The 12,383-nt window shown below is 34.9% G+C and carries 16 protein-coding genes; 11 read left to right on the top strand and 5 right to left on the bottom strand.

Translation table 11 applies throughout. The features are described 5' to 3' along the window. Window positions 1-3: 3 nt before the first annotated feature. A complete protein-coding gene (locus P278_RS08625) occupies window positions 4-819 on the bottom strand; it encodes a 2,3,4,5-tetrahydropyridine-2,6-dicarboxylate N-succinyltransferase (protein WP_038265013.1) in 816 nt (271 codons plus the stop codon). A 101-nt stretch (window positions 820-920) separates the two neighbouring features. Between P278_RS08625 and ruvX the strand changes: the two genes are divergently transcribed. The 11 genes from ruvX (at window position 921) to P278_RS08570 (ending at window position 8,675) form a co-directional block, all read left to right on the top strand. Next, window positions 921-1,334: a Holliday junction resolvase RuvX gene (ruvX, locus tag P278_RS08620; protein WP_038265541.1), complete on the top strand. Its 414-nt coding sequence runs from the start codon at window positions 921-923 to the stop codon at window positions 1,332-1,334. 88 nt (window positions 1,335-1,422) lie between these two features. Beyond that, window positions 1,423-2,013: a peptide deformylase gene (def, locus tag P278_RS08615; RefSeq protein ID WP_038265010.1), complete on the top strand. Its 591-nt coding sequence runs from the start codon at window positions 1,423-1,425 to the stop codon at window positions 2,011-2,013. Between the two features lie 55 nt (window positions 2,014-2,068). Further along, a complete protein-coding gene (locus P278_RS08610; protein ID WP_038265007.1) occupies window positions 2,069-2,494 on the top strand; it encodes a DUF5606 family protein in 426 nt (141 codons plus the stop codon). A gap of 120 nt (window positions 2,495-2,614) precedes the next feature. Continuing rightward, window positions 2,615-3,121, top strand: a complete 507-nt coding sequence (locus P278_RS08605) for a hypothetical protein (protein ID WP_038265004.1) — start codon at window positions 2,615-2,617, stop codon at window positions 3,119-3,121. Next, window positions 3,109-3,780, top strand: coding sequence for an NRDE family protein (locus P278_RS08600; protein WP_051413480.1), 672 nt, complete (start codon window positions 3,109-3,111; stop codon window positions 3,778-3,780). Before P278_RS08605 ends, P278_RS08600 begins: the two co-directional genes overlap by 13 nt. Continuing rightward, on the top strand, window positions 3,770-4,159 hold the full coding sequence (locus P278_RS08595) for a DoxX family protein (RefSeq protein WP_051413479.1): 390 nt from the start codon (window positions 3,770-3,772) through the stop codon (window positions 4,157-4,159). Before P278_RS08600 ends, P278_RS08595 begins: the two co-directional genes overlap by 11 nt. Window positions 4,160-4,165: 6 nt before the next feature. Then, the gene (locus tag P278_RS08590) at window positions 4,166-5,221 is read left to right on the top strand and encodes an ATP-grasp domain-containing protein (protein WP_051413478.1); all 1,056 of its coding nucleotides are present in this window, start codon (window positions 4,166-4,168) and stop codon (window positions 5,219-5,221) included. Window positions 5,222-5,300: 79 nt separating this feature from the next. Next, window positions 5,301-6,074: a nucleoside triphosphate pyrophosphohydrolase gene (gene mazG, locus P278_RS08585; RefSeq protein ID WP_038265001.1), complete on the top strand. Its 774-nt coding sequence runs from the start codon at window positions 5,301-5,303 to the stop codon at window positions 6,072-6,074. Window positions 6,075-6,392: 318 nt separating this feature from the next. After that, window positions 6,393-7,814: an MATE family efflux transporter gene (locus P278_RS08580; protein WP_051413477.1), complete on the top strand. Its 1,422-nt coding sequence runs from the start codon at window positions 6,393-6,395 to the stop codon at window positions 7,812-7,814. A gap of 33 nt (window positions 7,815-7,847) precedes the next feature. Continuing rightward, complete coding sequence (locus tag P278_RS08575; protein ID WP_038264998.1) at window positions 7,848-8,075, top strand: hypothetical protein; 228 nt, start codon at window positions 7,848-7,850, stop codon at window positions 8,073-8,075. A gap of 27 nt (window positions 8,076-8,102) precedes the next feature. Further along, window positions 8,103-8,675 carry a phosphatase PAP2 family protein gene (locus P278_RS08570; RefSeq protein WP_038264996.1) on the top strand — a complete coding sequence of 191 codons (573 nt, stop codon included), beginning with the start codon at window positions 8,103-8,105 and terminating at the stop codon, window positions 8,673-8,675. Here the strand turns inward: P278_RS08570 and P278_RS08565 are convergent. Genes P278_RS08565 through P278_RS08550 form a run of 4 tightly spaced genes read right to left on the bottom strand, consistent with a single transcriptional unit; the run spans window position 8,662 to window position 12,364 of the window. After that, entirely contained in the window at window positions 8,662-9,330 is a 669-nt protein-coding gene (locus P278_RS08565; protein WP_038264994.1) for a hypothetical protein, read from the bottom strand. The genes P278_RS08570 and P278_RS08565 overlap by 14 nt on opposite strands. Window positions 9,331-9,373: 43 nt before the next feature. Beyond that, window positions 9,374-11,035, bottom strand: coding sequence for an ArnT family glycosyltransferase (locus P278_RS08560; protein WP_038264992.1), 1,662 nt, complete (start codon window positions 11,033-11,035; stop codon window positions 9,374-9,376). Next, entirely contained in the window at window positions 11,013-11,651 is a 639-nt protein-coding gene (locus P278_RS08555; protein ID WP_038264991.1) for a lipid-A-disaccharide synthase N-terminal domain-containing protein, read from the bottom strand. Before P278_RS08555 ends, P278_RS08560 begins: the two co-directional genes overlap by 23 nt. Beyond that, complete coding sequence (locus P278_RS08550; RefSeq protein ID WP_038264989.1) at window positions 11,651-12,364, bottom strand: glycosyltransferase family 2 protein; 714 nt, start codon at window positions 12,362-12,364, stop codon at window positions 11,651-11,653. Before P278_RS08550 ends, P278_RS08555 begins: the two co-directional genes overlap by 1 nt. Window positions 12,365-12,383 lie beyond the last annotated feature (19 nt).

Here is a 12,383-nt window from a genome sequence, read left to right as displayed (position 1 = left end):
TAATTATACAGCTACGTCGTATTCACGAAGTGCATTGTTTAACGATGTTTTCTTATCTGTACTAGGCTTTCTTTTGCCAATAATCAAAGCGCAAGGAACCTGATACTCTCCCGCGGCAAATTTCTTGGTATAACTACCAGGGATCACAACGGATCTTGCAGGCACTCTACCTTTCATTTCAATTGGTTCTTCACCGGTAACGTCAATAATTTTTGTCGATGCAGTCAAAACCACGTTAGCTCCTAAAACAGCTTCTGATTCCACTCGAACACCTTCAACAACAATACATCTGGATCCGATAAAAGCATTATCTTCAATTATAACCGGTGCTGCTTGTAAAGGTTCTAAAACACCTCCAATACCTACACCTCCACTAAGGTGTACATTTTTACCAATCTGAGCACAGCTTCCTACGGTAGCCCAAGTGTCTACCATCGTGCCTTCATCCACATAAGCTCCAATGTTTACATAACTTGGCATCATGATAACACCAGATGAGATGTAAGCACCATGTCTTGCAACGGCATGAGGTACTACTCGTATTCCTTTTTCGGCATAATTTTTCTTTAAAGGGATTTTATCGTGAAACTCTAAAGGACCAGCTTCAATAGTTTCCATTTTTTGTATAGGGAAGTATAAAACCACCGCTTTTTTCACCCATTCATTCACTTGCCAACCATCGTTTGTAGGCTCTGCAACACGCAGTTCTCCTTCATCTAAAAGCGAAACTACTTTTCTAATAGCAGAAGTCGTGGTTTCTTCTTTAAGTAAGTCTCTGTTATCCCAGGCTTTTTCTATGATATCTTGCAATTCTTTCATTTAAAATAAATTTTCAACAAAGATAATTTCTTCTCGCCAAATAACCTTTCAAATTTACAGGTATAACATTTTATACCGTATTTTTGCTAAAAATGAAAGGTATGGCAAGAATATTGGCTTTAGATTATGGAACAAAAAGAACGGGAATTGCTGTGACTGATGAGCTAAAATTAATTGCTTCAGGTTTAACAACGGTTGAAACTTCTGAACTTTTATCTTTTTTAACGGATTATTTGTCAAAAGAAAAAGTTGAACTCATCGTGGTGGGAGAACCTAAAAGGTTGCATAATGAAGCCTCAGAGGTCGAATCAAAAATCGAAAAGTTTTTGGTGAAGCTTAAAAATGTTTTACCGGAAATACCGGTAAGTAGAATTGATGAGCGATTTACTTCAAAGATGGCATTTCAGAGTTTATTGGATACCAAACAAAAGAAAAAAGTACGTAAAAATAAGGGTTTGATCGATGAAATCAGTGCTACCATTATTTTACAAGATTATTTAGCGAGTCATTCTTAAAATATACCATTTAAGTTTATCGTTAAAGCATTTTGCGAGTTTTTAAAGTAAAAAATTAATGTACTTTTGCACCTTAAAATGAAAAAAGATGATTATACCTATTAGAGCATATGGAGATCCGGTACTAAAGCAGGAAGCAACAGATATAGCTAAAGATTATCCAGCTCTTGAAGAGCTTATTGCAAATATGTTTGAGACGATGTACAATGCATATGGCGTTGGGTTGGCAGCTCCTCAAATAGGGTTATCGATACGTTTATTTATTGTAGATGCTTCTCCTTTTGCTGAAGATGATGATTTAACCGAAGAAGAGCAAAATGAACTTAAGGAGTTTAAAAAGGTATTTATCAATGCTAAAATTGTAGAAGAAACCGGATCAGAATGGGCTTTTAATGAGGGCTGTTTGTCAATTCCTGATGTTCGTGAGGACGTTACTCGTAATGAAACTGTAACCATGGAATATTACGATGAGAATTTTGAGAAGCACGTCGAGACATTTAGTGGTTTAGCAGCCAGGGTAATCCAGCATGAATACGATCATATAGATGGTATTCTGTTTACCGATAAGTTGTCATCATTAAAAAAGCGTTTGATCAAAGGGAAGTTGGCGAATATAGCCAAAGGGAAAGTTAAAGTGGATTATAAAATGCGTTTTCCGCTAGCTAAAAAAGGCCGTTAATTTTTTTGATATAAAACCGAAAGAATCCATATTTGCGTCGTAAAAAATAATGAGTATGAGTTTAGATAAAATATTGTCAATATCAGGCAAGCCGGGTTTGTATGAATTGAAAACCCAAACCAGAACAGGATTTGTAGCTGAGTCGTTGGTTGATGGAAAAAAAATAACTGTAGGATTAAGAAATAATGTAAGCTTACTTTCTGAAATAGCTATTTACACTACTACAGAGGAAATTCCATTGAGAGAAGTCTTTAAGAAAATTCAGGAGAAAGAAAATGGATCTGCGACTTCAATAAGTCATAAAGATGATAAAATTAAGCTCGAGGAGTACTTTTTTGAAATTCTACCCGAATACGATGAAGACAGAGTTTATGCCAGCGATATTAAGAAAGTTATCATGTGGTATAACATTTTACAAGGAAAGGGTCTAACAGACTTTGAAGAGGTTGAAGAAGAGACTTCAGAAGATCAGGCAGAGTAAATAATTTCCAAAATATTAGCATTTAAAAACCCTCACATTGTTGAGGGTTTTTCTTTTTTATTAAATTTATGAACGTAAGGAAATGAAAAAACAACGTCTATATATATGTAAAATATAACTATGATTATTAAAGCCACCTGCCAAAACCTAACCAAGCTTAAAAATCAAATATCTCTTTTATCAGAAGATCAGTATGTAAAACCTATGGAAGTTTTAAATAATTCAACCATAGGGATGCATGTAAGACACGTTTTAGAGTTTTACCAATGTTTGATAGCAAGTAAGAATTCCAAAATCTTGAATTATGATTTAAGAAGTAGAGATATCTCTATAGAGACAAGAATTAAAGTCTGTTTAGCTCAAATTGAAACTATTTTACAGGTAGTTTGTGAGGAAAAAGGGGATTTTCAGATTACTTTGGAGGCAGACTATTGTGAGTCTGAAGAAAAAGAGTGTATTTCATTGCAAACAACTTATTTTCGAGAGCTTCTGTATAATATAGAACATGCTGTTCACCATATGGCTATTATTAAAATTGGAATGAAGGCATTAGGGATTGAGGGAATTGATGATAATTTTGGCGTGGCTGCTTCAACCATTAGGAATCAAAAGATATGTGCACAGTAAGTTTTATACCAAAACATTCAGGTTATATATTAACATCTAACCGAGACGAGAGTCCAAAACGGAAAACTTTTTCTCCCCAGCAAAAGCTTTTAAAGGGTGGAATTAAAGTTACAGCTCCAATTGATGCGGAAAAAGGAGGAACCTGGATCGCTACTGACGGAGCATATAAAACTGCGTGTATAATGAATGGTGGTTTTGTGAAACATAAGCGAGAGTTGCCTTATCGTAAAAGCCGTGGACAAATTGTTTTTGAAGCCTTTGAAGCGGATTCTTTTTGGGGTTTTATTAAAGAATCAAATTTCCATAATATTGAACCTTTTACTTTAGTCTTAGTGGACGATGAGAATTTATTGGTGTTGGTTTGGGATGGTAAGGAGAAGCGTATTCAGGAATTGGATAATTCTAAAAGTCATTTATGGTCTTCGAGCACATTGTATAATGATGAAGCTCACCTTGAAAAATTGAAATACTTTGAGAGTTTTTTAAAGAATAACCAATCAACTGCTGAAAACTTGCTTAGGTTACATGGAGTGGAAGCAGATAATTTATTTGTGCTGGATCTACCTCATGTAAAAACCGTAAGTACTACTCAGGTCATCGTTAAGAATGGAGAAAGTGACTTAATCTATCGTGAAAAAGTTTTTAGTCATGAACAATAAAAAATTTTACATAGAGCGAATAGCAGCCTGGATTGCAGCTGTTATTTTATTACAGACATTGTATTTTAAGTTTACAGGTCACCCGGATAGTGTGATGTTGTTTGAACAACTAGGTGCAGAGCCTTTTGGTAGGATTGGACTTGGAATAATTGAATTATTAACGGTTATATTTTTAATTCTTCCAAAGACTTCTCATTTAGGTGCCATTTTAGGTATAGGGATCATGCTTGGAGCTGTTTTTTCTCACATTTTTGTAATTGGTGTAAATTATAATCATGATGGAGGGGTATTGTTTTCTCTGGCTCTAATCACTTTGTTATGCTCCATAGTTGTTTTGGTATTAAGAAAGGATAAGCTATTGGGGTTATTAAAAAAATAATACAAGATGGCAAGCCTGTTTAAAAAGAACACATTTACAATAAAAATAAAAAGCTGGGAATACTGGCCGATGTGGATCTTGTATGTTCCGGTATTTATACAGCATTTTTGGCTGGCTATAAAGGCAAGGAGTCTTTTCTTCTTTTTAAATACAAATCCGGGAATCGAAGGGTTTATATTAAGCGATTCTAAGTATAAGACCTTAAAATTAGTGCCACGTGAATTTGTTCCTAAAACCATTTTAGTAAGACCTGAATCAAGTTTTGAGGAAGTATATGGAATGATGGGGGAAGAACAAATTTCATTTCCCATTGTATTAAAACCAGATATTGGCTATCGAGGTCTTTTAGTATCTAAAATTGATAATCAAAGTGAGCTTAAAGAAAAGCTGAAGAATGCTAATATTAATTATGTCATTCAGGAGTATATTGATTACCCAATTGAAATTGGAGTTTTTTATTACCGATTACCCAATAACATCTCAGGAAGTATTCCTTCAGTAACGTTAAAAGATTTTTTATCACTCCATGGAGATGGTCAAAGAACATTTCAAGAGCTTGTATATACTAATTCCAGAGCGTATTTGCAAAAGGACAAACTAGAGGAAAAATTTAGAGCGGAATGGGGTACCGTTATACCAAAAGGGAAGACAATCTTGTTAGAAGCTATAGGAAATCACAATAGGGGTACAAAGTTCATAAATGGAAACCATCTTATAACAGAGAATCTTCAGCAAGTATTTGATGAATTATGTAAGTCCATGAATGGATTCTATTTTGGAAGGTTCGATATTAGAACCAGGTCTATTGAAGATTTATTACTGGGTAGGGAATTCAAAGTGCTGGAAGTAAATGGAATAGGCGCAGAGCCTACTCATATTTACGATCCTGAGTATAAACTTTATCAAGGTTGGAAGGATATGCTTTCCATATGGAAAATCAGTTATGAGATTGCTATGGTCAATAGAAAAAAAGGTGCTGCATTTCCGAAATATGCAGAAGCCAAAAGACGATGGGATTCATACAGGGATTATAAACGGAATGCTTTTTTAGCTTCTTCGTGATATGCAGTTAAATAAAGGTTCTTTTTAGTGAGCCTAAGAATATATCGAATTGTATTTTTGTTCGTGTAAAACTTCAAATATGAATTCAAGAGAAAAACAATTACAAGCTTTCGATCGGTTATTAACTATAATGGATGAGTTGCGGGAACAATGTCCGTGGGATAGAAAGCAGACTATGCAAACATTAAGACATCTGACCATTGAAGAAACCTATGAATTAGGTGATGCGATTTTAGATAATGATCTTGAAGAGGTAAAAAAGGAATTGGGAGATGTTTTGCTTCATATAGTGTTCTATGCCAAAATAGGGAGCGAAAAAGACAGTTTTGATATCGCTGATGTTGCAAACTCGATTTGTGACAAGTTGATTGACAGGCATCCGCATATTTATGGAGATGTTGAAGTGAAAGATGAAGAAGAGGTGAAGAAAAATTGGGAGAATCTAAAACTGAAGGAAGGAAAAGAGAGTGTTCTGGAGGGGGTTCCTATAAGTTTACCGGCATTGGTAAAGGCTAATAGAATTCAGGATAAAGTTGCAGGTGTTGGTTTTGACTGGGAGGAGCCAGAACAAGTATGGGAAAAGTTGCAAGAAGAGCTTAATGAGTTTCAGAATGAGATAAAGGTAGGTAATCAGGATCAAATAGAAGCTGAATTTGGAGATGTTATGTTTAGTATGATTAATTATGCCAGATTTCTTAAGATCAATCCTGAAAATGCTTTGGAGCGCACGAATAAAAAATTTATCAAGCGCTTTCAATATTTAGAAAAAAAGTCGAAGGAATTATCAAAGTCTTTAAAGGATATGACCTTAGCGGAGATGGATGTATTTTGGGAAGAGGCAAAGAAATTGTAGGCAGTTATTAAAATTTAATAACTGTCATGTTCACTTTTATATAAGGTGATCAAAGGATCCTTTGATCATGAATTAATGATTCACTTTTTTGAAAATTTAACGATCATTAGCATTGCGATTAAACATCCAATCCAAATGAAGGCTATTATGTCTGATGGGTTCATAAGGGTTATTTTTGATGAACTTTAATTTAATTAATTAAGGCTGGATTCTTCTAAAAATCAGGTCTATGGTACTTTATTAAGGTTATTTTACAATTATAGATGCATTCTATACAGAGGGCTTTTTCTATCTTTGCGCACTCAATTTCAGTACTTCATGTTAAAAGAATACACAAAAGAGTTTGCTTATAATTTAAAATTGGCATCTCCGGTAATGCTTGGAATGCTAGGACATACCTTTGTTGCTTTCGCTGATAATATCATGGTGGGGCAGCTTGGTACTGCTGAATTGGCTGCAGTATCTTTGGGGAATAGTTTTATTTTTATTGCAATGTCTTTGGGAATTGGATTTTCTACGGCCATAACACCTTTGATAGCGGAAGCAGATGCTTCAGGAGACATTCAGGGAGGTAGATCGGCTTTTAAGCATGGTTTGTACTTATGTACCAGTCTAGGAATCATATTGTTTCTACTTCTTTTACCTGCAAAACCCCTAATGTATTTAATGGATCAGCCTGGGGAAGTTGTTGAGTTGGCAATGCCTTACCTTGATTTGGTCGCCTTCTCTTTGGTGCCTCTTATTATTTTTCAGGCCTTGAAACAATTTTCGGATGGATTATCCAAGACTAAATACCCTATGTATGCTACCCTTGTAGCCAATATTGTTAATATTACTCTTAATTATCTATTGATTTTCGGTCATTTTGGTTTTCCAAAATTAGGAATTATTGGTGCTGCTATTGGGACCTTAGTTTCTCGGATTTTAATGGTTCTGTATTTGTGGTGGTTGCTTAAAAAGAATGATAAGTGCAGCCCCTATATTACCAACTTCAATTTCAAGGTTCTTCATAAGCGTACTATTAAAAAGATTTTGAATTTAGGGTTGCCTTCTTCCATGCAAATGTTGTTTGAGGTTGCTGTTTTTACTGCAGCAGTATGGTTAAGTGGCGTGCTAGGGAAAAATCCTCAAGCGGCGAACCAAATCGCGTTAAACCTTTCGAGTATGACATATATGGTAGCTACAGGCTTAAGTGTAGCCTCCATGATTCGGGTTGGGAACCAGAAGGGCTTAAAGCGGTTCAGAGATTTGCGAAGGATTGCTTTCTCTATATTTTTATTAACCTTCTTTATTGATGTGGTGTTTGCAACTGGTTTTACGTTACTGAGGGATTGGTTACCTACCATATATCTGGATGAAAATGATCTGTTAAATCAAGTTGACAATTTTGAGGTAATATCGATTGCTTCTGAATTATTGCTCATTGCGGCTATATTTCAAATATCGGACGGTATTCAGATTGCTGTCTTGGGTGCCTTAAGAGGATTACAAGACGTTAAAATTCCGACTGCTATAACTTTTGTGGCTTACTGGATCATAGGTTTTCCAATTTCGTACTATCTTGGATTAAAGACAGATCTGGGTGGAATGGGAATTTGGATTGGTTTGTTGGCTGGACTGACTATAGCAGCCATCTTATTGTATATAAGGTTTAACTATCTTACAAAAAAACTGATTTTAAAATCCGAATTTGAATCGAGCCAAATAAAGTCAGTTTCAACTCCTTCTATTGATAAATAGATTGTACTTTTGATTATCATAAAATGAAGTTATATGGAACTACCTAGATTTTTAATGGGGGATAATACAGATCATCCTGATGATATATTTGTTATTCATACAGAATACCCGAGATTTATTATAAATCTTATCAATGATGAGGTAGAATGGTTTGAGGAATTCAGTAAAGACGACGAACAAGATTTGCAATCTGAAATGGGGAGTTTGATTGAAGCGGCATCTGAATTCTACGACAGAGAAATAAGTCGTTACGAAGATTAATCCTAAAACCTGATTTTGACTTCCGTTATGTTTGATAAACTAGTTCACCTTGATCAACAGTTATTTTTGTATTTAAACAATTTAGGGTCACCTGAATGGGATGGATTTTGGTTGTTTATGACCAATAAGTTTTCATCGATACCTCTGTATGTTGCATTACTGGGCTTTAGTATCTGGCGTTTTAGGTGGAAAAAAACACTCCTGATCTTAATAGGTGTAGCGTTAATGATAGCAGCAACAGACCAATTAGCTAATTTGTTTAAGTATGGAGTAGAAAGGTTACGACCTTGTCATGATGAAGATATAAACGCTTACATGAGATTAGTTAAAGCGAGTTGCGGTGGTAAATTTGGATATTTCTCTGCTCACGCGGCAAATTCATTTGCTGTGGCTACTTTCTTTAGTTTACTTTTTAAGGATATCATGAAATGGTTGCCGCCTTTTCTGCTTATATGGGCTATTATAGTAGCCTATAGCAGAATATATATTGGTGTGCATTATCCCCTGGATGTGATAACTGGGATTAGTATAGGGTTATTGATGGGATGGATCTTTCAATCTCTCTATTTAAAGCTTACATTAAAGCTTAACTACGCTTAAATAAAATGTTATTGAGTGGATTAAGAAAAATAAGTAAAAAGATAACACCAAACGCCAATTCGTATACTTCCCATTTTCTGCTCGCAGGAATCAAAGTAACTAAAATAGTACTGCTTATAAAAGCGATCGTGTGATGCCATTTTACAACAGGAACCGCGAATTTTTTAGTGATGTTTTTCACCCATTCTTTTTTACGATATATAAAAGGAACGATCAATAAGTAAGTTACCATAGCAAGCATTAGTAGCTGGCTGAACACAATTTTATTAACTTTTTTACCACTTACTACGAGATTGTGTAGATTGGTTTCTTTTTGAGCGTTATTTTCAAGGAAAAAATCACTGGATTCAATTCCAAAGATTCTTTGACCCCAAGAGACTTCCTCACCTGCGCCAAAGAAGAACAATATGGCAAAAAATAATACTCCTATTTTCCATAAAGCTGGTTTTGATCCACCTAATAGAAAGAGTCTATAGAGACATAAAATACTTATGGATAAAAGCATGAATGCTGTTCCATACTCTACGGCCCCGTCTTCCACGGCAAAATTGTTATTAAAATAATCTGGATTGGTAAAGCCAAAATAAAGTGAAAGGATAAATACGAAAATCAAGAATAAATATCCAATTTTATCGGTTCTTGTAAGTTGATTCATTTTATGTGTGTTATTGAGGGGTTAAAGCTAATAATAATTTTAATTATAAACTATTACCCGAAGTTTTAGCAGTTAGAATATAATAGTTGGCAACAAGCCTACTCTTATGTTTCTTTTGATCGGGAGAGGCGGTATAATTTACGTCATATGTATCTATGAGTTTAACATCAAAAAATTCAGAGAAATGATCTTTAAATAAGTCCTCTTTTTTAAGGGTGACCAATACACCGAAGTTATTTTTTGTAGGGGTATTAATCATTCCATTAACGTCAAGTCTGGGTACCTCTCTTCCATAAAGCCATACCATTTCCGGGGCAAGTTCTCCAAAGGAATAGATGTTTAAGTTCTGATAGTTTGAAGAGGCAGCAAGGGTATCTACATTTTTAAATGAAGTATTGGTATTAAAGACTTTTGAGATTGGAAAACCAAAAGTCATTATGGTCATGATAAAACCAATGGTTAAAAGGAAAACATTGCTGATGTTTTTTTGTTTTAACCCTTTTAAGATAAACAAACCTATGGTGAAGAGCAGGACTGATGTGGTAATAAAATATAGCCACATTGACCCTTCTAATTTGTCATTGAAAAGTACATATCCCCCGATTGGGAAAGCCAATCCGATAAGGGCTATTAATCCAAAATTGAAATAAACAGGATAGGTTTCTTTTTTGTTTTTTAACTCTTTAAAGTGATTGATTAAGTATTCGATGTAAAAGGCCGTATTCATTGCCATAGGAATAAGAACCGGGAGTAAATATCTCGACTTTTTTTCCGGAATTATTGATAAGAGTATAACAGCGCTTATGGTCCACCAGAAGCTAAGTTTATATGCTTTGGGGTTGCTTACTTTGTTTTTCAAGTAAGGATATAATAATGCTATAAACGAGGGGATTGTCCAAATTCCACTTTGGGTAAAGAAGCTCCAATAATAATAGAATGGTCTTACATTGTAACTACTCCAATTAGCAGTTTCTTCTGTAGTAATGGCTAAAAATGCTTCAGGATCTGCTAAACGAACATAAATAAACCAGGAAGCTCCCAATCCTAGCCCGATGAGCAGGAAAACCATTATGGGACCTATTTTATTTTTAATTCCGGTAAATTTGTATGCAATGCCATAGGCAATTATAAATGGCAGCCATAAAGCATAAGGAGAAACCGGTCCCTTACTTAAAAAGGAAGCTCCGAAAAAAAGACTTGCCAGAACTGTATGAATCCAGACTTTATTTTTTTGCTGAAATAGCAGGAAAAGATAATAGATAGCTGCGATCATGAATCCGTGGGTAAAAATATCCCATTGCCCGTTTCTACCTGAAAAAATAATATAAAAAGAAGATGCTAAGATTAAGCTGGTAATAAAGCTTAATCTTTTATTATTATGAATCTTTATGCCTAGTTCGTAACACATCCAGATTAAGAAAGTAACTATCAGGGCAGCAGGTAATCTTAAGCCAAATAAGCTTTTCATTCCAAAAATACTCCCTGTTATAGCTGTTAACCATGTAGGCAAGGGTGGCTTTTCATAGCGTGGTAAGCCATTCATGGTTGTTAAAAGCCATTCATTATTATTAATGATTTCACGAGCTGTAATAAAATTTCTCGCTTCCATGATATTGATATACAAAGTTCCCAAATGAGAAAAGAATATGGAAGCACATACTAACAGGATTAGTATGGGGTAGTTATTTTTCAGTGCGTTGAGCATTTTCTTTTTTTAAGATAAATAAGTTTCTAGTATAAATAAATGTTCCTGCCAGGTGTCCTACTAAGAGAACGGGGTCTTTCCTTAAAACAGCATAAATTAATATGAGTATGGCACCTGCTAAGCTTAGTATCCAGAATCCTTTCGGTAGGGTTGATTCTTTACGTCTTTCACTATAAATCCATTGATATATAAATCTAAACATAAATACAATTTGGGCAACACTTCCTAATGTTAATAGCCACAAGGGGATGTCATCATTCTTAAAGAAATCATTAAGGTCATAAGCATTATTGTTATAACCGTAGATGACAATAATTAATGGGAAAAACCATAAAAAAATACGAAATAGTCTAGGGAATTTTGTCCATTCTCCCTGAAGTTGCATATTTCGGATGTAAATAAAGTAGGTAAGAACCTGTCCTAAAATAATTGCAAAATCGTCTCTTAACCATCCATAGACAAAAAGTAGGAAAGAGGCGAGTAGACTTAATTGCCAAAATAATCTTGGCGTTAGAATTTTTTGATGTTTTTCGGATAAGATCCATTGTAAAATCATTCTCCCGGAAAACAGCATTTGGGCGACAAAGCCTATGGAGTATATAATCCAGTCTTCCATTAACCTCGTTTAGCAACGCTATAATTAATGTATTTTTTCTTCATCCACAGATAAGCGAAACAATCCATCAGTGGTCCTAGAAGACGATTCCATAAACCAAATTTGGCAGTGCCGGCCATTCTTGGGAAGTGTCTCACAGGAACTTGTTTGATTTTTCCATTTTGAAGTAAAATCATAGCAGGTAAAAATCTATGAAGTCCCTTAAACATAGGGATACGCTTAGCATAATCCGTTTTGATTACTTTTAACGGGCAACCGGTATCATCCATTCCATCGTGTGTGAATGCACGTCTGATGCTATTTGCAATGGTTGAAGACATATTTTTAACGAAGGAATCTTTTCTATCGGCTCTTACTCCTGTGACTAAATCAAATTCTTCGATTTCTTCTAACAGCAAATTAAAATCGTCAGGAGCTGTTTGAAGGTCAGAATCAATATAGCCCACCAATTCGGTGTCCGCAAAGTCAAACCCTGCCTTGATTGCAGCACTCAGACCTCTATTTTCTTCAAATAGTAAATAAGAGAAATCGGGACTGCGTTGACAAATTAGTTCTATTAATTTTTGGCTATTGTCTTTGGAGCCGTCGTTAACAAAAAGAACCTTGGTCTTTTTGGTTGACTTGGCTATATAATCGGAAAGTTCTTTTTCTACTCGTTCCAGGTTTTCTTCTTCGTTATAAACCGGGACAATGATAGTAAATTCGTAACTCATTAATTTGTTGCATTAATAT

It is taken from the genome of Zhouia amylolytica AD3 (assembly GCF_000511935.2).
GTDB classification, from domain to species: Bacteria; Bacteroidota; Bacteroidia; order Flavobacteriales; family Flavobacteriaceae; genus Zhouia; species Zhouia amylolytica.
The sequence above is the reverse complement of the archived record's forward strand: the minus strand, read 5'-3'. Positions and strand labels throughout refer to the sequence as shown.

Coding starts and splice junctions, on each gene's coding strand:
- P278_RS08595 (WP_051413479.1), top strand. CDS start 3,770: ATGAACAATAAAAAATTTTACATAGAGCGAATAGCAGCCTGGATTGCA.
- P278_RS08605 (WP_038265004.1), top strand. CDS start 2,615: ATGATTATTAAAGCCACCTGCCAAAACCTAACCAAGCTTAAAAATCAA.
- P278_RS08570 (WP_038264996.1), top strand. CDS start 8,103: ATGTTTGATAAACTAGTTCACCTTGATCAACAGTTATTTTTGTATTTA.
- P278_RS08600 (WP_051413480.1), top strand. CDS start 3,109: ATGTGCACAGTAAGTTTTATACCAAAACATTCAGGTTATATATTAACA.
- P278_RS08565 (WP_038264994.1), bottom strand. CDS start 9,330: ATGAATCAACTTACAAGAACCGATAAAATTGGATATTTATTCTTGATT.
- P278_RS08560 (WP_038264992.1), bottom strand. CDS start 11,035: ATGCTCAACGCACTGAAAAATAACTACCCCATACTAATCCTGTTAGTA.
- P278_RS08590 (WP_051413478.1), top strand. CDS start 4,166: ATGGCAAGCCTGTTTAAAAAGAACACATTTACAATAAAAATAAAAAGC.
- P278_RS08555 (WP_038264991.1), bottom strand. CDS start 11,651: ATGGAAGACTGGATTATATACTCCATAGGCTTTGTCGCCCAAATGCTG.
- P278_RS08610 (WP_038265007.1), top strand. CDS start 2,069: ATGAGTTTAGATAAAATATTGTCAATATCAGGCAAGCCGGGTTTGTAT.
- P278_RS08575 (WP_038264998.1), top strand. CDS start 7,848: ATGGAACTACCTAGATTTTTAATGGGGGATAATACAGATCATCCTGAT.
- mazG (WP_038265001.1), top strand. CDS start 5,301: ATGAATTCAAGAGAAAAACAATTACAAGCTTTCGATCGGTTATTAACT.
- ruvX (WP_038265541.1), top strand. CDS start 921: ATGGCAAGAATATTGGCTTTAGATTATGGAACAAAAAGAACGGGAATT.
- P278_RS08550 (WP_038264989.1), bottom strand. CDS start 12,364: ATGAGTTACGAATTTACTATCATTGTCCCGGTTTATAACGAAGAAGAA.
- P278_RS08580 (WP_051413477.1), top strand. CDS start 6,393: ATGTTAAAAGAATACACAAAAGAGTTTGCTTATAATTTAAAATTGGCA.
- P278_RS08625 (WP_038265013.1), bottom strand. CDS start 819: ATGAAAGAATTGCAAGATATCATAGAAAAAGCCTGGGATAACAGAGAC.
- def (WP_038265010.1), top strand. CDS start 1,423: ATGATTATACCTATTAGAGCATATGGAGATCCGGTACTAAAGCAGGAA.